At 66.6% G+C, this 20037-nt stretch carries 23 protein-coding genes; 11 read left to right on the top strand and 12 right to left on the bottom strand.

Annotated elements, in window-relative coordinates:
* Positions 1–952, bottom strand: a 952-nt coding sequence (locus V7Q81_RS07565) for a GTPase (RefSeq protein WP_333841597.1), incomplete at its 3' end; no start/stop codon positions are given.
* Positions 953–1058: 106 nt separating this feature from the next.
* Between V7Q81_RS07565 and V7Q81_RS07560 the strand changes: the two genes are divergently transcribed.
* The 3 genes from V7Q81_RS07560 to V7Q81_RS07550 all read left to right on the top strand — a co-directional run bounded on the left by V7Q81_RS07560 (position 1059) and on the right by V7Q81_RS07550 (position 3498).
* Positions 1059–1415 (top strand): nucleotide pyrophosphohydrolase, encoded by a 357-nt coding sequence (locus V7Q81_RS07560; RefSeq protein WP_333841595.1) that lies wholly within the window; start codon positions 1059–1061, stop codon positions 1413–1415.
* Between the two features lie 18 nt (positions 1416–1433).
* A complete protein-coding gene (locus tag V7Q81_RS07555) occupies positions 1434–2432 on the top strand; it encodes a 23S rRNA (adenine(2030)-N(6))-methyltransferase RlmJ (RefSeq protein ID WP_333841594.1) in 999 nt (332 codons plus the stop codon).
* A 664-nt stretch (positions 2433–3096) separates the two neighbouring features.
* Positions 3097–3498: a winged helix-turn-helix domain-containing protein gene (locus V7Q81_RS07550; RefSeq protein WP_333841592.1), complete on the top strand. Its 402-nt coding sequence runs from the start codon at positions 3097–3099 to the stop codon at positions 3496–3498.
* A 1169-nt stretch (positions 3499–4667) separates the two neighbouring features.
* On the opposite strand, the gene V7Q81_RS07545 is transcribed toward V7Q81_RS07550, so the two are convergent.
* On the bottom strand, positions 4668–5297 hold the full coding sequence (locus V7Q81_RS07545; protein WP_333841589.1) for a uracil-DNA glycosylase family protein: 630 nt from the start codon (positions 5295–5297) through the stop codon (positions 4668–4670).
* 64 nt (positions 5298–5361) lie between these two features.
* Between V7Q81_RS07545 and V7Q81_RS07540 the strand changes: the two genes are divergently transcribed.
* The 3 genes from V7Q81_RS07540 (at position 5362) to V7Q81_RS07530 (ending at position 7608) form a co-directional block, all read left to right on the top strand.
* A complete protein-coding gene (locus V7Q81_RS07540) occupies positions 5362–6354 on the top strand; it encodes a serine/threonine protein kinase (RefSeq protein ID WP_333841587.1) in 993 nt (330 codons plus the stop codon).
* A gap of 61 nt (positions 6355–6415) precedes the next feature.
* Entirely contained in the window at positions 6416–7189 is a 774-nt protein-coding gene (locus tag V7Q81_RS07535) for a Mut7-C RNAse domain-containing protein (RefSeq protein WP_333841585.1), read from the top strand.
* On the top strand, positions 7186–7608 hold the full coding sequence (locus tag V7Q81_RS07530) for a DsrE family protein (RefSeq protein ID WP_333841582.1): 423 nt from the start codon (positions 7186–7188) through the stop codon (positions 7606–7608). Before V7Q81_RS07535 ends, V7Q81_RS07530 begins: the two co-directional genes overlap by 4 nt.
* 20 nt (positions 7609–7628) lie before the next feature.
* Here V7Q81_RS07530 and V7Q81_RS07525 read toward each other — a convergent pair whose 3' ends face one another.
* Both V7Q81_RS07525 and V7Q81_RS07520 read right to left on the bottom strand, forming a co-directional pair.
* Entirely contained in the window at positions 7629–7991 is a 363-nt protein-coding gene (locus V7Q81_RS07525; protein ID WP_333841579.1) for a hypothetical protein, read from the bottom strand.
* Positions 7988–8347, bottom strand: coding sequence for a hypothetical protein (locus V7Q81_RS07520; RefSeq protein WP_333841576.1), 360 nt, complete (start codon positions 8345–8347; stop codon positions 7988–7990). Before V7Q81_RS07520 ends, V7Q81_RS07525 begins: the two co-directional genes overlap by 4 nt.
* A gap of 156 nt (positions 8348–8503) precedes the next feature.
* On the opposite strand from V7Q81_RS07520, the gene V7Q81_RS07515 reads away from it, so the two are divergent.
* Positions 8504–9325 (top strand): NYN domain-containing protein, encoded by an 822-nt coding sequence (locus V7Q81_RS07515; protein WP_333841573.1) that lies wholly within the window; start codon positions 8504–8506, stop codon positions 9323–9325.
* Positions 9326–9582: 257 nt separating this feature from the next.
* On the top strand, positions 9583–11394 hold the full coding sequence (locus V7Q81_RS07510) for a PhoX family protein (RefSeq protein ID WP_442954790.1): 1812 nt from the start codon (positions 9583–9585) through the stop codon (positions 11392–11394).
* Between the two features lie 39 nt (positions 11395–11433).
* On the opposite strand, the gene V7Q81_RS07505 is transcribed toward V7Q81_RS07510, so the two are convergent.
* Entirely contained in the window at positions 11434–11805 is a 372-nt protein-coding gene (locus tag V7Q81_RS07505) for an SPW repeat protein (protein ID WP_333841568.1), read from the bottom strand.
* 120 nt (positions 11806–11925) lie between these two features.
* Entirely contained in the window at positions 11926–12288 is a 363-nt protein-coding gene (locus tag V7Q81_RS07500; protein WP_333841566.1) for an SPW repeat protein, read from the bottom strand.
* A gap of 519 nt (positions 12289–12807) precedes the next feature.
* Between V7Q81_RS07500 and V7Q81_RS07495 the strand changes: the two genes are divergently transcribed.
* The 3 genes from V7Q81_RS07495 to msrA all read left to right on the top strand — a co-directional run bounded on the left by V7Q81_RS07495 (position 12808) and on the right by msrA (position 14575).
* Complete coding sequence (locus V7Q81_RS07495) at positions 12808–13047, top strand: DUF2061 domain-containing protein (protein WP_333841599.1); 240 nt, start codon at positions 12808–12810, stop codon at positions 13045–13047.
* Positions 13048–13278: 231 nt separating this feature from the next.
* Positions 13279–13911, top strand: a complete 633-nt coding sequence (locus V7Q81_RS07490) for a DUF502 domain-containing protein (RefSeq protein ID WP_333841561.1) — start codon at positions 13279–13281, stop codon at positions 13909–13911.
* Between the two features lie 19 nt (positions 13912–13930).
* Positions 13931–14575: a peptide-methionine (S)-S-oxide reductase MsrA gene (gene msrA / locus V7Q81_RS07485; RefSeq protein ID WP_442954789.1), complete on the top strand. Its 645-nt coding sequence runs from the start codon at positions 13931–13933 to the stop codon at positions 14573–14575.
* Positions 14576–14737: 162 nt separating this feature from the next.
* Here msrA and V7Q81_RS07480 read toward each other — a convergent pair whose 3' ends face one another.
* The 6 genes from V7Q81_RS07480 to V7Q81_RS07455 form a co-directional block, all read right to left on the bottom strand.
* Positions 14738–14941 carry a DUF1289 domain-containing protein gene (locus V7Q81_RS07480; RefSeq protein ID WP_333841556.1) on the bottom strand — a complete coding sequence of 68 codons (204 nt, stop codon included), beginning with the start codon at positions 14939–14941 and terminating at the stop codon, positions 14738–14740.
* Entirely contained in the window at positions 14938–15846 is a 909-nt protein-coding gene (locus V7Q81_RS07475) for a hydroxymethylglutaryl-CoA lyase (protein ID WP_333841554.1), read from the bottom strand. Before V7Q81_RS07475 ends, V7Q81_RS07480 begins: the two co-directional genes overlap by 4 nt.
* On the bottom strand, positions 15843–17846 hold the full coding sequence (locus V7Q81_RS07470; RefSeq protein ID WP_333841552.1) for an acetyl/propionyl/methylcrotonyl-CoA carboxylase subunit alpha: 2004 nt from the start codon (positions 17844–17846) through the stop codon (positions 15843–15845). Before V7Q81_RS07470 ends, V7Q81_RS07475 begins: the two co-directional genes overlap by 4 nt.
* Before the next feature lie 28 nt (positions 17847–17874).
* Positions 17875–18306, bottom strand: coding sequence for a hypothetical protein (locus V7Q81_RS07465; RefSeq protein WP_333841550.1), 432 nt, complete (start codon positions 18304–18306; stop codon positions 17875–17877).
* Positions 18303–19097: an enoyl-CoA hydratase/isomerase family protein gene (locus V7Q81_RS07460; RefSeq protein WP_333841547.1), complete on the bottom strand. Its 795-nt coding sequence runs from the start codon at positions 19095–19097 to the stop codon at positions 18303–18305. The genes V7Q81_RS07465 and V7Q81_RS07460 overlap by 4 nt, the downstream gene beginning before the upstream one ends.
* Before the next feature lie 40 nt (positions 19098–19137).
* On the bottom strand, positions 19138–20037 hold a 900-nt coding region (locus V7Q81_RS07455; protein WP_333841545.1), incomplete at its 5' end, for a carboxyl transferase domain-containing protein.

Raw genomic sequence — 20037 nt, 5'->3', positions numbered from 1 at the left:
GCCCTTGGATGCCCCCCTTTCCCCATACCCGGGCGTAGCGTAGGGCGCGCGCCAAGTCCTTGTGCACCCGCCGCGCCACGTCCTCCACCGTCTGGCCCCGGCGCAGGGTGAAGGGGTGGCTGCGCTCCGCCGGCTTGCCGGGCGCCTTGGTGTAGACGCGCACGATGCCCAGGTGCTCGAACAGCCAGGGGCCAATATTACCCAGGCCCCGGCCGCTCTGGGCCGAAACGATCAGACTAGGGTAGCGAAGCCCGGTGAGCTCCAGGAAAGCCCGCAGTTCCTCCTCCGGATCGGCCAGCCGATCTGCTTGGTTGGCGAGGAGCAACGCCGGAAGCCGCAGGGCGAAGGGATCCTCCTCCGCGGCCGGGGGCCCATCCGCGCTCCACTGCTCGGTCAGGGTTACCCGCTTGTCCCGCAGCCAGGCGTGGAGCGCTTCCACCTGTTCCACGCAGGCGGGGTCACTGAGGTCCACCACCAGCAAGCAGGCATCTGCCGTCTGGAGGGCGGCGGCGAGCCAGGGAACCGGATGTTCGGGGGACACTGCCGGCAGATCCACGAGCTGGAAGTAAACGTCCTCGTAGGGCAGCATGCCCGGCTGGGGATATTGGGTGGTGAACGGGTAGGGGCCCACCTCCGCTTCCGACCCGGTCAGGCGGGCGTGCAGGGACGACTTGCCGCTGTTCGGGGGGCCGAGTAGGGCGATCTGGGCGGCGCCTTCCGGGCGCACCACCAGGGCTGGACCGGTGCGGGCGCCGCCTTTGCGGGGCCCTTCCAGCTCTTCGGAAAGCTCCTTGATGCGGCGCTTGATGTCCGCTTGCAGGTGGTCCGTGCCCTTGTGCTTGGGGATGACCCGGAGCATCTCCCGCAGCCATTCCAGCCGCTCGCGCGGGTCCCGCGCCTTGCGGAAGGCGGCTTCGGCGGCCCGGTACTCGGGGGTGAGGTTGGCGGGCATGGAAGACCCGGGGAATGGCCCGTCGGCGGCTTTCAATTTTAAACGCAGCCACGTGGACCGGATTCGGAGGTCTTATACTGCCGGTCTCAATGTAGAGGAGTCGCGGATGAAGCCCATCGACAGCCTGGAAGCCCTGCGCCAAGCGCTGGCCGAGTTCGCCACCGAGCGGGATTGGGATCAGTTCCACAACCCCAAGAACCTGGCCATGGCCCTGGCGGGGGAGGCGGGCGAGCTGCTGGAGCACTTCCAGTGGCTCACTTTCGAGCAAAGCGCCCACCTGCCTCCCGAGGTGCGGGCCGAGGTGGAGCTGGAGATGGCCGACGTGCTGCTGTTCCTCACGCGGCTCGCCGACAAGCTGGGCATCGATCTGCTGCAAGCGGCGGAAAAGAAACTCGCCTTGAACGCCGAGAAGTATCCGGTGGACAAGGCCCGGGGCAAGGCCACCAAGTACACCCGACTCTGAAGGACTTGGCAGCGGAAGATGCTTGCTTACCGTCACCTTTTCCACGCCGGCAACTTCGCCGACTGCTTCAAGCACGCCCTGCTCGCCCAGTTGATCCGGGCGCTGGCGCGCAAAGAGCCCCCTTTCTTCTATCTCGACACCCACGCCGGCGCCGGACGCTACGACCTGCAACACGAGTGGGCCTGCAAGCTCACCGAGTGGAAGGAAGGGATTGGCCGGCTGTGGGACGTGCGTCCCGTGCCCGAAGCCCTCGCCCCGTACTTAGCGTGCGTGCGGGCCGAAAACCCCGATGGGACGCTGCGCTTTTACCCGGGCTCGCCCGCCATCGCGCGCCGCCTCATGCGGGCCCAGGACCGGTTGGTGGCCACTGAGCTCAACAAGGCCGATTGCGCTGCGCTCCAGGCTTTGTTCGAGACGGCGGGCAATACCACGGTGGCGTGCATGGACGGCTACCAGGCTCTGCGGGCGTTTTTGCCGCCCAAGGAGCGTCGGGGGCTTGTGCTGATGGACTCCTCCTTCGACCGGGCCGGAGAGTACGAGCGCATCGCCGAGGCCCTGCGCTTCGCCCACCGACGCTGGCAGACCGGACTCCTCGCCTTCTGGTATCCCCTCATGGCGCCGGGGGAGGTGCGGGCCTTCGAGCGCAGCGTGGTGGAGGGCGGCGTCACCAAGATCCTAAAACTTACCCTGGCGGTGCACCCCGCGGGCTGGAGCGCGAGCCTGCGGGGGTGTGGAATGCTGATCGTCAATCCCCCTTGGAACTTCGAGGTCCCGGCCTCGGCCGTGCTGGCGTGGCTGTGGGAGCGGCTTTCGATGAACGGCGCGGGTGGCTGGGAGGTCGAATGGCTGGTGCCGGAGCCCACCTCGAAGGCCATGAAGACCTCTCCTGCCGCAAGACGCCTCCCCGCGGACGTTCCCAGGGGGCGGCGGCCGCCTCCTGCCAATCCCCGGCTCTATGCCCAGACCCGCAAGGTGCTGTCCCAGCACTACCGGGCCAAGTACGGTGTGAAGAAATAAACGAGACCCCGCGATTTGGAAAGCGCCGAACGCGGGTCATCGACCCCTGGAGGAAGCGTGGGTGTCGGACGGGGCTGAGCAGGATTTCCAGGCTGCGCCGTGCCGTGCGGGATCAGGCGGGGCGCCAGTATCCCCTTGGGACGAGACCTCGCCGCGGCCGGGCCATGGGCCGGGCTACGCCCCCGCCGAAGGGGGAGATGGGCTATAGGTAGCCCCGGAGCGGTATGGCGATCGGCCCCGTGCAAGCCCCATTCTTTACCGCGCGAGCCGAAGGGCCGGGAAAGGTTTCGATCCGCCGGTTCGCCTCAAGCGCCTTGATGAACAGGCGCTCGGCAGTTCGTCATGCCCATACCGAGATCGGCGAGCCGACCCGCGCAACGCTCTCGTCCCCCCTTCGTCTCCCGCAAGCGCGCTGCGGCTGGAGAATCATGGGCACGGGCCGGCTCCCGCCCAGCGGGGTTCCTCGCGGCCTAACCGGGGCTCGATTCCTTGACCGGGTGCTCAACTCGGGTGGGCGCGATCCGCTTGAGTGTCTGGCCGAACATGCTGCATGATGCCCTCTCGGTAGCCTCCTTCGATCGGGTAGAGCGCTCGGCCGTGGGCCCGATCTACCCTGCGCTGGCGGAGGGCCCGTCGTCATAACCGTTTTGCGCAAGTGCGGCGAGTGAACAAACCTTGCGATCCAGCCCATCGACCGCTCATACGCCCGCGGCTTTATCTGGGCGACGAGCTGTCCCTCGGCCCCGGCAAGATCGATCTTTTACGCAAGATCGGCGAATGTGGCTCGATCAGCGCGGCGGCGCGCGCCCTCGGTATGCCCTACAAGCGCGCCTGGCTGTTGATCGACAGCCTGAATCGCGGCCTGCCTTCTCCGGTGCTGGATACGGCGATCGGCGGTCAGGCGGGCGGTGGCGCCCGCCTGACGGCCCTCGGCGAGGCGCTCGTGGCCGCCTATGGCGCCCTGGAGGCGAAGCTCAACGCTTCGGCAAAGGCGGAGCTGGGACGGATCATGCGGTTGGTGCACCGCCCCGCAGGCGCAGCGCCGCGAGCACGCCGGAGGCGATAGCGGCCGGTCGTTCGCCGACGCCGAAAACGTTCGTACCTTCGGGCACCACTTCCACGCACTTTGTCCCGCACTCGAGAGGCACTCCGTCATGGATCAGACCGCGCAGGATGCCGGACTTGGGTGCTGCAATCGGCAGCCCGTCTATCTGCGCGACCATTTCCCCCTCGGCTACGGCCTGTCCGATGCGGTGCCCGGTGCGAAACACGCCCGCCGTTGGCGCGTAGACATAGCGCTCCCGGCCATACCCCCCGATCGGCTTCGGTTCTCCGGCGAAGGCACTCGCCGGGCCCGCTTCGATCACCTTGCCCAGCGCGTCGCCCCACGCGGTTTCGATTGCCAGATCGACATTGCCCCCGGCGATAAAGTTGGGGCCGAGGCCGATGACCAGAGGCGCGCGCCCACCCTGGTCTTCGGGGGGTGGCGCGCTTTCTCATGCGCGCATCGACCCAGACTGACGCTTCGAAGCGGGCGGCGAAGTCCTCGAGCGGCAGGACAGTCATGGCGATGAGGCCTGCGGTTGCGCATCGCGCCCATGCGCTGGGATCGCCGATCAGCCGGACGGTAACGCCCTCCAGTGTCGCCGCGCCGTCGAAGGCGGCGTCGGCAAAGGACTGGCCGCGCCGGGAGATTGCCGGTGCGGGCGTTTCAACGAGTAGCACGGCAAAACCGGCGCGGGCCAGAGCGAGCCCCACCGCCGAAGCGACATCGTTGGCGCCGCGCACGAGAGCGAAGGCGGGCGTTTCTTTCATTGCGCGATCATGGAAAGATCACTGGGCGGCAAGTCTTTCCCTCTCAAGCATGTTTTACCCCCCTCGTGGCTCGGGCGCCTCCCACAAGTTAGCCAAGGACATGCGATATGTCAATTTGTACATAACGAATTGGAAACGGGTAGCACCATTGCCTTGGATATCCCGAATGCACACCTTGGAGTGACAACAAGTGGAACTTGGCCGCTATCGGCTATCGCCAGGGGCCGCTACGGGGCGCCACGCCCGCGCTCCGGCCAGGTTCTGTCGCGCTCGACGATCTGCGCTTGAGTCAATGCGCCAAGCGGCAAAGGGTCGCCGCATCCGGCGCGCAGCGTTTTACGGGTCTCGCTGGGTCCTGCTAAGCATAGCGATCCCTGGCTCTCTGCGCTGGCGAAGGAGCTCGCCGCTTGCCGAAGTTCGTTATTGACCCAGCGCCGCTTTCGTACATACCTCCGCCCAGGCGGGGTGGGCGGCGATGCAGGCGAGGGCGTTTTGGAGCAGTGTGCGGCCCGGTTCGGTGCGGTGCCAGGGGGAAGCGCCCGACGGGTGGGGGAGAGGGACCACATCGGTTTCGAAGCCAAAGAGCCGCACCTTGTGGATCCGCCCTACGAGCACCTCCAGTTTGTCCACCGGCAGGAACAAGCCGATGGCGAGTTTGCCTGCGGGAATCACCAGCCGGGGTCGCAGGAGCTGGAACTCCGCAGCGAGCCAGGCCGTGCAGTTTTCCACTTCCTGCCGGTCAGGAACCCGGTCACCGCCGCCGGCGTTTTTCCCGGGAAAGCAGTGGCACACGGCAGTCATGTAGACATGGTGCCGGAACGCTTCTTCGTCAAGCCCGATGGCGCGGAACCAGCTGAACAGCGTCTTGCCCGCGGTCCAGGCAAAGGGGCGATGGCGCTCGATCTCCTTCGCCCCCGGGGCCTGGCCCACCAGCATCACGGGCGAGATGACCGGGTATCCCATCACTGGCGGGCCGATCATCTTGGGGCACCGGGTGCACTGGGCGAGGCGCCGCTGATGGCGGCGCAGGGCGAGCAGGGTCGAATCCATGGTCCCATTATGCCGGAGGGGCAAACCTCCATCACGGGAAGCGGCGTGGTCTACAATCTCGGGCATGCAAGACGCCCTCCACCCCTATGTCCGCCTGAGGCCGGAGCTCATCCTCGATGCGGTGGAGCGTCTTGGCTACCGCTGCGACGGGCGGCTGCTTGCCTTCAACAGTTACGAGAACCGGGTCTATCAGGTCGGCATCGAAGCGGGGCCACCGCTGGTGGCCAAGTTCTACCGGCCGGGTCGCTGGAGCAAGGCGATGCTTCGGGAGGAACACGCCTTCGCCTTGGAGCTTGCCGGGGCGGATATCCCGGTGGTGCCGCCCCTTGCGGACCCGCGGGGCGAGACCCTGCACGTCCATGAGGGCTTCTTCTTCGCCCTCTACCCGCGCCAGGGCGGCCGCGCGCCTCAACTGGAATCCGAGGACACCTTGACCTGGATGGGGCGCTTCATTGGTCGCCTCCACGCTGTGGGGGCCGCGCGCCCTTTTCTCTACCGGCCCGCGCTGGATGTGGAGAGTTTCGGCGAGGAGCCATCCCGGTTCTTGCTGGAAAGGGGTTTCGTTCCTCCCGAGCTGAGGCAGACGTATCGCCGCCTCGTGGAACATCTCCTCGACCGGATCCGGCAGACATTCGATCAGGCCGCTCCTGTGCGCCGGCTACGGCTCCATGGGGATTGCCATGCGGGCAACGTGCTCTGGACCGAGCAGGGTCCCCACTTCGTCGATCTGGACGACGCACGCATGGGACCGGCGGTGCAAGATCTGTGGATGCTGCTTCACGGCAGCCGCGAGGACATGATCCGCCAACTCGGCTGCTTGGTGCGGGGTTACCGGGAATTCTTCGACTTCGAGGCGCGGGAGCTCGCCCTCATCGAGCCCCTGCGAACCTTGCGCATGATCCACTACGCGGGGTGGCTCGCCCGGCGCTGGGACGATCCGGCGTTTCCGGCGGCTTTCCCCTGGTTCAACACCCCCCGCTACTGGCAGGAGCACCTCCTGCACCTGCGGGAGCAGGCGGCGCGTCTGGAGGAGCCGCCCCTGTGCCTTTCCCTTTGACCGCCCGGCCAGGCGTTAAAATGGAGAAACGGATGATAGGGGCCGTAAGGAGGCCCGTCTCATGGCCACCGCTTGGTTTCGCTTCTACGAAGAGCTGAACGACTTTCTCGCCCCCGAGCGCAGGAAGACGGAATTTTCGTACCGCTGCGCCCGGGCGGCGACGGTGAAGAACGCCATCGAGGCGCTCGGCGTGCCCCATACTGAAGTGGAGCTCATCCTGGTGAACGGGGAGTCGGTGGACTTCTCCTACCGGGTGCGGGAAGGCGACCGGGTGAGCGTCTATCCCAAGTTCGAGGCGCTGGACGTGGGACCCCTCGTGCGCGTGCGGCCGCGGCCTCTGCGGGAGGCCCGCTTTATCGCTGACGCCCACCTGGGAGGGCTCGCCCGGCTCTTGCGTATGCTGGGATTCGATACCCTGTACGACAATACCTACGATGACTTTGACATCTGCGTGCGCGCGAAGCAGGAAGGCCGCATCATTCTCACCCGGGACCGGGAGCTGCTCAAATGCCGTACCATCACCCACGGCTGTTACGTGCACGCGCGCAAGCCCCAGGAACAGCTCAAGGAGGTGGTGGAGCGGCTACAGCTCGCCTCCAGTGCACGGCCTTTCTCTCGCTGTCTGCATTGCAATTTGCTCCTCGCTCCCGTCCCCAAAGAGCAGGTGCTCGAGCGCCTGCCGCCCACGGTGGCCCAGGTCCACGAGCGCTTCAGCACCTGCGAAGGCTGCCACCGGGTGTTCTGGGAGGGCAGCCACTGGGAACGCATGCGGGCGCTGCTCAGCGGTTGCCTGCCGCGCCAAGGAACGGGCGGGATGGAAGGGGCGGGCGCGTGAAGGGAGAGGATTGGACCGGGCTCGCGCGTGCACGGGCGGTGTGGGACTTCACCACCGGCGATCCCAGGCGCTTTCAGGATCGGCTTTCCCTGCTGCTCCACGCCTTGAAGCAATTCCGCCACGAGGGCATTGAGCCGGACTTCGTACTGCTTCTGCACGGCCCGGCCACCAAATTCGCCGCCCGGACGCTCGTGGGCACCAAATTCGATCCGATGGAAGAGCCCGCTCTCGCCGAAGGCCGTGCCCTGATCGGCGACGCCCTGCGGGCAGGCGTGCGCATCGTGGTGTGCCGCATCGCCATGGAGCGCTGCGGCATCGGGGAAGACAACCTATGGCCCGGTGTGGAGGTACAGCAGAACGTGTTCGCCAACGCCATCGCGCTCCAGAACCGGGGCTATGCCTATCTTCCCATCGGGTAGCGGGGACTCGCCACGGAGGATCAGCGCTTGATGGTCGTTGCTTCCTGCGCCTGCCATGCCTCGCGCAGCCGGCGCTCGGCCTCTGCCAGGCGATCGCTTGCCTGGCGTTCCGCCGCCCGGGCCCGCTCGAGCCGGCGCTCGGCTTCCTGGGCCTCGCGGCGGGCACGCTCCAGCGTGCGCTCTGCCTCAGCCACTCGCTGGCGGGCGGCTTGGAGCGCTTCGGCCGCCTGGGCCGTGGTGGCACGCGCGGCCTCGAACTCCCGGCGCGCGAACTCGAGCCGGTATTGCAGTGTGGTGATCGGTTCTGGGTCCGCAGCCAGCGCCATCACGGCGGACCCCATGCCAACGAGCAGGGCTAATGCGCGCCGCAGCAGGGGATTCATGGGGTTCGGGACCGCTCGACTCGGATCGCCAGGGCATAGCACAGCAGCCCTTCGCCCTGACCGATGGCCGCCAGATCGGTGCAGGCGAGGTGGGTGATCCCATCTGCGCCCGCCTCGGAAGCGGCTGCCTGCGCCGCAGCAGCTGCGGCTTCCCGGGTTCTGAACAGGGGGTAACGAAACATGGCGGGAAGCGATTCGACCCACAGCCGTTTCACTACCGTATACCGGCTCGCCACGAGATGGTCAGGTTCATAGACCCGGACCTCGCCCCCGAGCGTCTGGGGATGGGCCGCATCCCATGGGGCAAGGAGCGCGATGGTGAGCACGAGGGGGAGCGAGCGGCGGTGGCCCATCATTCCTCCGTGGCGTGTAAGAAGGCGCATAAGAAGGCGCGTGTGTCCGGCGGCTCGCCGGCAACGCCGGCATGCCGCCCATTCTACCGACTTCCTGGGTGGCCTCCCATCCCGATTCGCCGTAGACTTCACGAGCTCCGATTTGACTGAAGGCAATTCATGAGCACCAAGCAGACGACTCAGAACATGGCGCTCTTTTGCGACTTCGAGAACATCGCCCTCGGAGTACGCGACGCCAAGTACGACAAGTTCGACATCAAGAAAGTGCTCGAGCGCCTCCTGCTCAAGGGTAACATCGTGGTGAAAAAAGCCTACTGCGACTGGGACCGCTACAAGGCGTTCAAGCCGGCTATGCATGAGGCGGCGTTCGAGCTGATCGAAATCCCCCACGTGCGCCAGTCGGGCAAGAACTCGGCGGACATCCGCATGGTGGTGGACGCCTTGGACCTGTGCTACACCAAGTCCCACGTGGACACCTTCGTCATCATTAGCGGTGACTCGGATTTCTCGCCCCTGGTATCGAAGCTGCGGGAGAACAACAAGATCGTGATCGGCGTGGGCGTCAAAAAATCCTCCTCTGATCTCCTGATCAGCAATTGCGACGAGTTCATCTACTACGACGATCTGGTGCGGGAGGCGGAGCGTTCCCAGCGCAAGCGGCGCAGGACCAAAGCCGCGGCGGCAAGGCCTGAGGAGAAGAAGGCGGAGTCGGGCGAAGAAGAGAAGAAACAGGAAGCGCTGGATCTGGTGCTGGCGACGGTGGAGGACCTGTTCGAGGAGCGGGGCGAGGAGGAGAAGGTATGGGGATCGATGGTCAAGCAGGCGATCAAGCGGCGCAAGCCCGGCTTCAACGAGAGCTACCATGGGTTCAAGACCTTCGGGCAGCTTCTCGAAGAGGCCCAGGCGCGGGGCCTGCTGACCCTGGAGCGGGATGAAAAATCAGGGGGCTACATCATCCGGGGTTTCGCCCACGAGGATTGAGGGTCCCCGGGGCGGACGGCGCGGCTTGTCCGCGGGCACTGCGGTGCTATAAAAACAAAATTAGTCCCGCGCGCCCGCTTCGGCGGGCCGCCCGAACCCGGGAGGCTGCCAGGGCAGCTTCGTCCCATTCCCCGCTTCCGGAAGAAAGCCTCGACTTCGACGAGCTCCTCGCCCTGCGGCTCTCCCGACGCAGCCTGCTCAAGGGATCCTTGAGCCTCGCCGCCCTGTCGTTTTTCGGCGGCTGCCGTGCCTTGGAAATGGCGAGGGGAGAGGGGTCACTTCTCGGATTCACGCCAGTTCCCGTGTCCAGGGCGGACACGGTGGTGGTGCCGCCCGGGTATACCTGGCACGTGGTGAACGCCTGGGGCGATCCCATCATGCCCGGCGCTTCGGATTTCAAGCCCGATGCCAGCAATACCGCCGCCGAGCAGGCCATGCAGTCGGGCATGTTTCACGACGGCATGCACTACTTCCCCCTGCCCAAGGGTTCCGACTCCTCCACCCATGGACTGATCGCCATCAACTACGAGTATACCGACGACAACCTGCTCACGCCCGAGGGCATGAACCCCTGGACCGCAGAGAAGGTGCAGAAGTCCAAGAACGCCCATGGCATGGGGGTGTACGAAGTGCGCTTCGACGGGGAGCGCTGGCGCACTGTGCGAGATTCACTCTATGGACGCCGCATCACCGCCGATACGCCTTTCCTCATCAAGGGTCCCGCGGCTGGCCACCCCTGGATGCGCACGGCCGCAGATCCGGCGGGGCGCACGGTCCTCGGCACGTTCCAGAACTGCGCCAACGGCGTCACTCCCTGGGGCAGCTACCTCTCCTGCGAAGAAAACGTCAACGCCTATTTCATCAACGATACCGATAAGATCAGCCCCTTGGAGGACCGCTACGGCATCGGGCCATCGAAAGAGAGCTGGGGTTTTCGCTGGCACGAGTTCGACGAGCGGTTCGATGCCGGCAAGCATCCGAACGAGCCCAACCGTTTCGGCTGGATCGTGGAGTTCGACCCGTACGACCCGAAGAGCGTCCCCGTGAAGCACACCGCCCTGGGCCGCATGGCCCACGAGGGGGCGATGCTGTCCCTCGCCCCGGACGGGCGAGTGGTCTACTACATGGGGGACGACGACTACCGCTCCAAGTTCGAACACCTCTACAAGTTCGTGAGCAAGCGGCCCTGGGCGAAAGGGGGTGGCTACGCGGAAAACCAGGCCATCCTGGAGGAGGGAACCCTCTACGCTGCCCGCTTCCACGCCGATGGCAGCGGCGAATGGCTGGAGCTCACCCAGGGCAGGAACGGGCTCACTCCGGAACGGGGCTTCGCCTCCCAGGCGGAAGTGGTGATCAACGCCCGCACTGCCGCGGACGTGGTGGGGGCCACGTACATGGACCGGCCCGAATGGATCGCGGTCCACCCCCGCACCCGAGAGGTCTACGTGAGCCTGTCCAACAACACCGCCCGCGGCAAGGGCAAGCCCGTGCAGCACAAAGACCCGGTGGGGGCGGACGCTGCCAATCCCCGCGCTCCCAACCTCATGGGTCACATCGTGCGCTGGCGGGAGCAGAATGCAGACCCCCGGGCGACCCGCTTTACCTGGGACGTATTCCTGCTGGCCGGCGACCCTCTCCACCCGGATCCCTTGAAGCGGGGCAACGTTCCTGGGGGCGTTGCCTTCGCCCAGCCCGACGGTCTCTACCTCGACCGGCGGGGGGTGCTGTGGATCCAGACCGACTCCTCCGCTCAGTTGATGGCCACCAAAGATTGGGCAAACATCGGCAACAACCAGATGCTGGCCGCCGATCCACGCACCGGAGAGGTGCGCCGCTTCCTGACCGGCCCGATGGGCTGTGAGATCACCGGGATCAACTTCACTCCGGACCACCGCACGCTCTTCGTTAACATCCAGCATCCGGGGGAAGCGCCCCTGCCGCATCCGGGGCGCAACGACCCGCAAAACCCCAAGGCCATCAGCGCCTGGCCGGAAGGTGACCGGGGCGGCCGTCCGCGCTCCGCCACCATCGCCATTCGCCGCGTGGACGGCGGTATCATCGGCACCTGACGAACTCGCACCGCCCGAGGGCCGATCCGGCAGGTCCCGTCAGGTCTGATGGTGCCCGCCCCCTGCCTTGATGAAGCCGTATTCCTCGGCGGCGTCTAGGAGCGAAACGATCGCCAACACCACGCCCACCAGCGTCGCGTTGTAGGTCGCGGTGGTGGACTCGCTGAAACCCATGAGCCAGGGGGAAGCGATCAGCCATACGCCGAAGGCGATGCCGGCCAGTTCCTCCCGGAACCGGCTGGTATAGAGGCCCGCCAGGGAAAAGAGCACGGTGGCGGCGCCCAGTAGGTAGGCGTTCCAGGCGGCCCCCCCGTGGGACTCGACGTAGCCTAAGACCCATGGGGAAATGAAGAGCCACGCGCCGAGCCCGAGGGAAACCCCGTTTTGCCCACGTTTGAGGGCGCGCTCCATTTCGTCTCTCCTACGGAAAAGGGCCGTCGTGGCGACGGCCCTTGGAAACACCGGAGCAGCACACTTTCGTCTGCTCTCGAGACCTGCGAAGGTCTCGTTGCTCGGGGAACGGACGCCGTCTCAGGCCTGGTGACCCTTGCGCCAGGCCAGGTGGCCAGCGTGCGCCATCGCCCAGAGCGTAAAGCCGATCACCAGAATGCCTACCGCGACGGCGTTGTAGGTCGCCGCCGCGAGGGTGCTAAAGCCCACCACCCACGGCGAGATGATCAGCCATGCGCCAAAGGCGATGTTGAGCCACTCCTCCCACACCTTGGGTGTATAGAGGCAGACAGCGGAGAAGATCGCCACCGCCGCGCCGAGGAGATAGCAGTTCCACGCGACGGCACTCATCTTGTCCTCAAACCCCAATACCCAAGGGGAGATGAACAGCCACACCCCTAGCGCCAGGGTGACCCAATCTTGCCAACGCTTGGTGGTGCCCATTCAGTCACCTCCTTTCCCTTGCTTGCCGGGTTTTGTTTGCGTCTTTCGCTTCCTTAGACCGCTTCCGAAAACACCGCGTTCCGCCACACGCCTTCAGGAACAAGGAGTTGCAATGCAGCAGGGGGTCCCTGTCGACGAGGGCTCCTTTCTGACCGGTCGGGGCTGCCCCGCGATCGCCCCTCCTCGGCCGGCTGGCACGCCCGGGAGCCTTTCCGCGCCGCAGACCGCCGGAGGGAAGGGGCTCAGGACAGGCGCAGGGGTGCGGGCCGGGGCGCCGGCGCCCGAAACCCCGATCAGTCGGCCTGTGAGAAGATTGAGGCGAAATCCCGCCCGCAATCTCCCCCGCCTTTGGCCCTTGAAGTTGAGAACAATACGATCATGCATCAGCCTCTTGTCTGTGATCTATCAAATCGATCACAGAACCAAATACAATTCGTTTTTCTCTAAATAAGAGAATGATTATCATTGGCCTCGAGCGGATAAGACCGCCGCATGACGACACACAACGCGAGGCGTGCCATGGTCAAGACCCTTACTTTCGGGCTCGTGCACTTTAGCGTTGCCTTCGGCGTGGGCTACGCGTTCACCGGCAGCCTGGCCGTAGGCGGAGCCATTGCGCTCCTCGAGCCTGCCCTCAACACGGTGGCCTATTTTTTCCACGAAAAGGTCTGGGAGCGGCTGCGTGCCCGGCGCTCCGTGGCGAATCGAAACCGCTCGGCCGCCGGCTCGGGCTTGCGGGTTCAAGCGAAGGGTGCCTGAGGGGGCCCTAGGCCGGCGCGGAAGGCTCCGTTTTGGTGTTCGGCGCCGGCGCCTTTCTGCTACAGTCTGTCAGAGTCGGCGGGTGGCAAAAGAGTTTTCTGCCACCCGCCGGTTTGGGCCCCGTCCCGCGGACGCGCGGGCGAGGGCTTCCGCCAAGATCGTGCTTGCGGACTTGGCGACCCCGTCCCGCGGACGCGCGGGCGAGGAACCAGAAAGCACTGCGGGGGCTCCATGCGAAAGGCGATCGGCAGGACGTTTCTCACCGGCGTGCTGACCGTGGTGCCGGTGGTTGCCACCCTCTACCTGGTGGTGTGGCTGGCGGCCACCGCGGAAACCTTCCTCGGAGGATTGCTGAAGGCGGTCCTTTCTGAGCACCTGTATTTTTACGGCATGGGCATGCTGGCGGGTGTCGGCATGATCTTCGCCGTGGGCTTGCTCATGCAGACTTGGGCGGTGCGGCGCCTGTTCGAGCTGGGGGAGCGCCTGCTCCTGCGCATGCCTCTGGTGAAAACGGTCTATGGTGCCGTGCGTGATTTCTTTGGCCTGTTCTCTAGCGAAAGCCGCACCGCCGCCGGGCGGGTGGTGGCGGTGGAAGTACCGGGCACGGAGCTGCGCCTGGTGGGGTTTCTCATGCGGGAGGACTTGAGCGGACTGCCCGCCGAGCTGCACGAGAACGGGTGGGTGGCGGTCTATCTACCCATGAGCTACCAGGTGGGGGGCTATACGGTGCTGGTACCCGGTTCGGCGGTGACGCCAGTGCCGTGGTCGCGGGAGGAGGCCATGCGCTTCATCCTGACGGCGGGTTTGAGTGGCGCGTCCGCGGACGGCGGGGCGCAGCAGCCCCTCGGTGGATCCGTTGGATGAGGAGACCTAGAGGATGTGGATGTTTGGATCCAAACTCGTAATGCCTGCTCCGGAAGAAGCCCTGAAGGGCCGAGCGCATCCCTTGCCGGTCACCGACCGGCATTTTGTCCATGGGCGCCCGATCAAACCCCCTTTCCCCGAGGGTATGGAACAGATCCTCTTCGGCATGGGGTGTTTCTGGGGCGCCGAGCGCAAGTTCTGGCCCCTGGAGGGGGTCTACACCACGGCGGTGGGTTATGCCGGAGGCTACACCCCCCATCCCACCTATGAGGAAGTGTGCACCGGCCTCACCGGCCACGCCGAAGTGGTGCGGGTCGTCTATGATCCCCGGGTGATTGCCTTTGAGGAACTGCTTCGAGTGTTCTGGGAATCCCACGATCCCACGCAGGGAATGCGCCAGGGCAACGACGTGGGCACCCAGTATCGATCGGTCATCTACACCTTCACGGCTGACCAGCATCGGGCGGCAGAGGCCTCCCGCGACCGCTATCAAGCGGCGCTCAAGACGGCCGGCTACCCCAAGATCACCACCGAAATCCGGGACGCGCCGCCGTTCTATTACGCCGAGGACTACCACCAGCAGTATCTGGCGAAGAATCCCCGCGGCTATTGCGGCCTGGGCGGCACCGGCGTGGAGTGCCCCGTGGGCGCCGGCGCCCCGTAGGGTGCGTTGCGCGCTGGCGAGGCGCGTCTCCCCCATAGGGCCCCGCGCTAGAGTGCCCCAGTGGATCCCGACCGCATGATTCGAAAAAGGCGCTCGGGGATGGCGCCGTCCCGGCAGGCCGCCCGAGCCCGCAGGACGCTCCGGGAGATGCCGTGGTTGGCTTCAAGGGCGGCGACCCGCTTGCGCCGGGCTCCCCGGGGCAGCCCCCCGGCGCTCGGCGATGCGGCGCCAGACTTCGGCTTTCTGGGCCTCGGTATAGGAAGGCCAGTTGGCGATCTCCTCCAGGGTACGGAAACAGCCGCGGCACACTTCGGTTGCCGGGTCCAGGGTGCATACCTGGACGCAAGGGGAAGGCACGCCGCTCATGGGGTACGCTTGGCGAGGAGGGCTCGCGCTGCCTTGGAATTGCTCGGTCGGCCGAGGAAGCGGCAGATGAACTCGCCCGCATCGATGAGCCGGTCCAGGTCGACGCCGGTCTCGATACCGAGCCCCTTCAACAGGTACACCACGTCCTCGGTGGCCACGTTACCGGTGGCGCCCTTGGCGTAGGGGCACCCTCCCAGGCCAGCCACGGCGGCGTCAATGGCCGCCACTCCCAGCTCCAGCGCTGCATAGCAGTTGGCCAGGGCCTGGCCGTAGGTGTCGTGACAGTGCACCGCCAGGTGCTCCACCGGGATTTCCCGGGCAACGGTTTCGATCAGGGCCTTCATCTTGCCGGGCGTTCCCACGCCGATGGTGTCCCCCAGAGACACCTCATAGCAGCCCATGCGGTACAGGGCTGCCGCCACCCGGGCTGCGGCCGAGGGGGCCACTTCCCCCTCATAGGGGCAGCCCAGCACGCAGGACACATAGCCCCTCACCCGCAGGCCCGAGGCGCGCGCTGCGGCGGTCACTTCCCGAAAGCGGGCGAGCCCCTCCTCGATGGTGCAGTTGGTGTTCTTGCGGGAGAAGGATTCGGTGGCGGCGGCGAATACGGCGACCTCCTGCGCCCCCGCGGTGAGGGCCGCCTCCAGCCCCTTCAGGTTGGGCACCAGTACCGGGTAAGAGACCCCGGGCCGGCGGCGGATGCCGGCCAGCACCTGGGCTGTGTCCGCCATCTGGGGTACCCACTTGGGCGAGACAAAGCTACCCGCTTCGATCACCGTGAGCCCCGCGTCGGCGAGGCGCTCGATCAGCTCGATCTTGACCGAGACCGGCACCGGCTGGGGCTCGTTTTGCAGGCCGTCGCGCGGGCCCACTTCCACCACTTTCACCCGGGCCGGCAGGCTCATGGCTGTGTCTCCCCTTGCACCACGATCAGCTCCGTTCCTTCCTTGACTTGCTCTCCCGGGGTGCACCGCACCGCTTGCACGACGCCATCGGTCGGAGCAACCAGGGTGTGCTCCATCTTCATGGCCTCCAGCGTGGCAAGGGGTTGACCTTTCACCACCCGGTCCCCGGGATTCACCAGAACGCCGGTGACGATTCCGGGCATGGCGGCTGTGAGACGCCCCACCAAGGGCTCTTCGGCTGGAGCTACGGCCACCGGATCGTCGGGACTCAGCCGATAGCAGCGGCCCTTGGCGATCAGGGTGAGCTCGCTGCCCGAGCGCACCACCGCGAGCCGGGCTCGTACCCCGTCCAGGTCTGCCAGCAGTTCCTCTCCCTCCAGGGCCCCCCGGGCGCAGAAAGTGCGCGAGGGCAGCTCCAGCTGATAGTCACCGTGCCGGCGGCGGACTGCCACCTGGATCCTCGCCTGCGCGTCGCGAAAGCGCAAGATCTGGCAGCTGTCCTGGTTGAGTCGCCAGCCGTCGCGCCAGTGCCAGGGAGAATGGGGATCGGGGGAGCGTGCCGCTGCCGCCTCCGCTTCCCGGTCGGTGCGTAGCAGCTCCGCCAGTGCCGCCGCAGCCACGATCCACTCCGGCGTTGGGCGATCGCCCGGAATCAGGTCGTCCCGGTGCTGCTCGATGAAGCCGGTGCTGAGCTCCGGCTTCAGGTAGGCGGGATGGGCTGCCAGGGCGTTCAGGAAAGCCACGTTGGTGGCCACACCGGCGATGCGCACCTGGGCGAGGGCATGGCGTAGCCGCCGCAGGGCGCCGGCCCGGTCCCGGTCCCAGGCGATCACCTTGGCGATCAGGGGATCGTAGTGCACGCCGATCTCGTCGCCTTCAGCCACCCCGCTGTCCACGCGCACGTGGGGACTCTCCTCGGGCAGGCGCAAGTGCAGGATACGCCCGGCGGACGGTTGGAAGTCCCGGGCGGGATCTTCGGCGTAGATGCGCGCTTGCACCGCGTGGCCATTGCAGGCGATCTGCTCCTGGGTGAGGGGCAGGGGCTCCCCCGCCGCCACCCGCAGCTGCCACTCCACCAGATCCAGCCCGGTCACCATTTCGGTCACCGGGTGCTCCACCTGGAGCCGGGTGTTCATCTCGATGAAGTAGAACTCCCCGTCCTCGGCCAGGAGAAACTCCACGGTACCGGCGCCCACATAGCCCACCGCCCGGGCAGCGGCCAGGGCGGCCCGGGCCATCTGGGCGCGGCGCTCCGGCGCGAGCGCCGGCGCCGGCGCCTCCTCCATCACCTTCTGATGCCGGCGCTGCAGCGAGCAGTCCCGCTCGTAGAGGTGTACGGCGGCGCCATGCAGGTCGGCGAAGATCTGTATCTCCACATGGCGAGGGTGGTGAAGATACTTCTCCAAGAGCAGTTGTTCATTGCCGAAGGCGCTGGCCGCTTCCCTGCGGGCGGCGGCGAGGGCTTCGGCAAGCGCCTCCGGGCAGGTCACGACCCGCATCCCCTTGCCGCCTCCGCCGAAAGCGGCTTTGATCAGAATCGGATAGCCCAGGCGCTCGGCCTCGGCCTGAAAAGTCTCCAGCCGCTGGTCATGGCCGTGGTAGCCGGGCAAGACGGGGACCACCGCGGCCTCCATGAGCTCCCGAGCGGTACTCTTGGAGCCCATGGCCCGGATCGCCGCGGCGGGCGGCCCCACGAATACGATGCCGGCGGCAGCGCAGGCTTCGGCGAAGTCGGCGTTCTCCGAAAGGAACCCGTAGCCCGGATGGATCGCCTCCGCGCCGCAGCGCTGCGCCACTTCCAGGATGCGGTCGATGCGCAGGTAGCTCTCCCGCGCCGGCGCCGGGCCGATCAAATGGGCCTCGTCCGCCAGCGCCACATGGCGCGCCCGGGCGTCCGCCTCTGAGTAGACGGCCACGGTGTGTAGCCCCAGGCGACGGGCGGTACGCAGGATGCGGCAGGCGATTTCGCCCCGGTTGGCGATGAGGAGCTTGTTGAACATGGCCGCCGTCGGTTTCCGTCGGTCCGGCTCAGCCCGCAGCGAAGAGCGAGCGCTCCACCAAGGCCGGCATCACCAGGGCAGCGAAGAGGGCGATGCCGGTGAGGGCGAGGCCGATGAGCATCAGCAGGCCGCCGCGCCGCCGGGCGGCAGGACCTTGCGCGATCCGGGTATCCACGATCACCCGGGCGCCGGGTGGGGGAAAGCGACCCGCCTGCACGGCACGTCGGCCGAAGGAAAAGACATGGACGCCGACCGGGATGAGGGGAGCGAAGGCGGCGAGCATCAATAGCTTCAAGGCGCGCACTGCTTCGCGCGGATCCTGCTGGAACTTCGCGACCAGCCAGGGCGCGCCCAGCTCCAGCACCAGGACCGCCAGCACCACCAAGGCGAGAAGGCCGAAAGCAAGGCGCCGCCGCAGCCGGCGGTCCGCTGGCAGGAGATCGGGGGTTGGATCGCTCATGTTGCCGTGGCCCAATGGGGAGGGCGCTTCTCGAAGAAAGCGGCCATGCCTTCTCGCCCTTCGGGGCTCACCCGGGCAGCGGCAAGGCGGCGGGCCGTCTCCCCCATGAGCGCTTCGTCCATTTGCCGTCCGGCCACTTCGGCCACCAGGCGTTTGGCCGCCCCCTGGGCACCGGGCGCACCCTTGAGCAGCTGCGCCACCCACTGTTCCACCACTTGATCCAGGTCGGATGTGTCGGCCACCTCGTGCACCAGCCCCAGGCGTCGGGCGGTCTCGGCGTCGAAGCGCTCCCCGGTGATGAAATAGCGGCGCGCTTGGCGCGGGCCCAGGGCGGCGACCACGTAGGGTGCGACCGTGGCGGGAATCAGGCCCAGCCGCACCTCGGGCAGGGCGAATCGGGCGCTGCGTGCCGCGACCGCCACGTCACAGCAGGCGATGAGGCCTACCCCGCCGCCGAAGGCCGAGCCCTGGACCCGAGCCACGGTGGGGCGGGGCAGGGCGTCGAGCTGCCTGAGCACGCGAGCGAGCGTCAGGGCATCCTCCAGGTTCTGGGCCTCCCCGTAGCCGGCCATCCGCCGCATCCATTGGAGATCTGCCCCGGCGCAAAAGGTCGGGCCCTCGGCGGCCAGGACCACCACCCGCACCGCTGGGTCTTGCTCCAGGCGATGCAAGGCCTCGCCCAACTGGCCAATCAAGGCTTCATCGAAGGCGTTGTGCACGTCGGGACGGTTGAGCCGCAGCGTGGCAACACCGCGGGCGTCGGTACTGAGCAGGAGCGATGGAAAGGTCATGGGCGTCGCAGGGTCGAAGTCATAGCCACAGGATCGTGGGTCACATCCGGAATACCCCAAAGGAGGTACTTTCAATGGGGGCGTTGAAAGTGACCGACAGGGCGAGCCCCAGCACCCGGCGGGTTTGGGCCGGATCGATGACCCCGTCGTCCCACAGGCGAGCAGTGGCGTAGTAGGGATGGCCCTGGGTCTCGTACTGGCTGCGGATCGAGGCCTTGAACGCCTCCTCCTCTTCGGCGCGCCAGCCCTTGCCCTCCTTTTCCAGGCCGTCGCGCTTGATCTGGGCGAGCACCGAGGCCGCCTGCTCTCCGCCCATCACCGAGATGCGGGCATTGGGCCACATCCACAGGAAGCGAGGGCTGTAGGCTCGGCCGCACATCCCGTAGTTGCCAGCGCCGAAGCTGCCGCCGATGATCACCGTGAGCTTGGGCACCCGGGCGCAGGCCACCGCGGTGACCAGCTTAGCCCCATCCTTGGCAATGCCCCCCGTCTCGTATTTCTTGCCCACCATGAAGCCGGTGATGTTCTGCAGGAAAAGCAGCGGCACGCCCCGCTGGCAGGCGAGCTGGATGAAATGGGCGCCCTTCAGGGCGGATTCCGAGAACAGGATGCCGTTGTTGGCGAGGATCGCCACTGGGTAGCCGTAAAGGCGGGCGAAGCCCGTCACCAGGGTGGTGCCGTAGCGGCTCTTGAATTCATCGAAGCGGCTGCCGTCGACGAGGCGCGCGATCACCTCGCGCACGTCGTAGCTCTTGCGCAGATCGGTCGGTACGATGCCGTAGAGCTCCTCCGGGGGATAGAGGGGCTCTTCGGGTTCCGCCGGTTCGAACGGTAGGGCTTTCTTGCGGTTGAGATTGGCGACGATGCGGCGGGCGATGGCCAGCGCGTGAGTGTCGTTTTCCGCCAGATGATCCGCCACCCCCGAGATGCGGGTGTGTAC

It is taken from the genome of Pelomicrobium sp., from assembly GCF_036803785.1.
Taxonomy (GTDB): Bacteria; Pseudomonadota; Gammaproteobacteria; order Burkholderiales; family UBA6910; genus Pelomicrobium.
The sequence above is the reverse complement of the archived record's forward strand: the minus strand, read 5'-3'. Positions and strand labels throughout refer to the sequence as shown.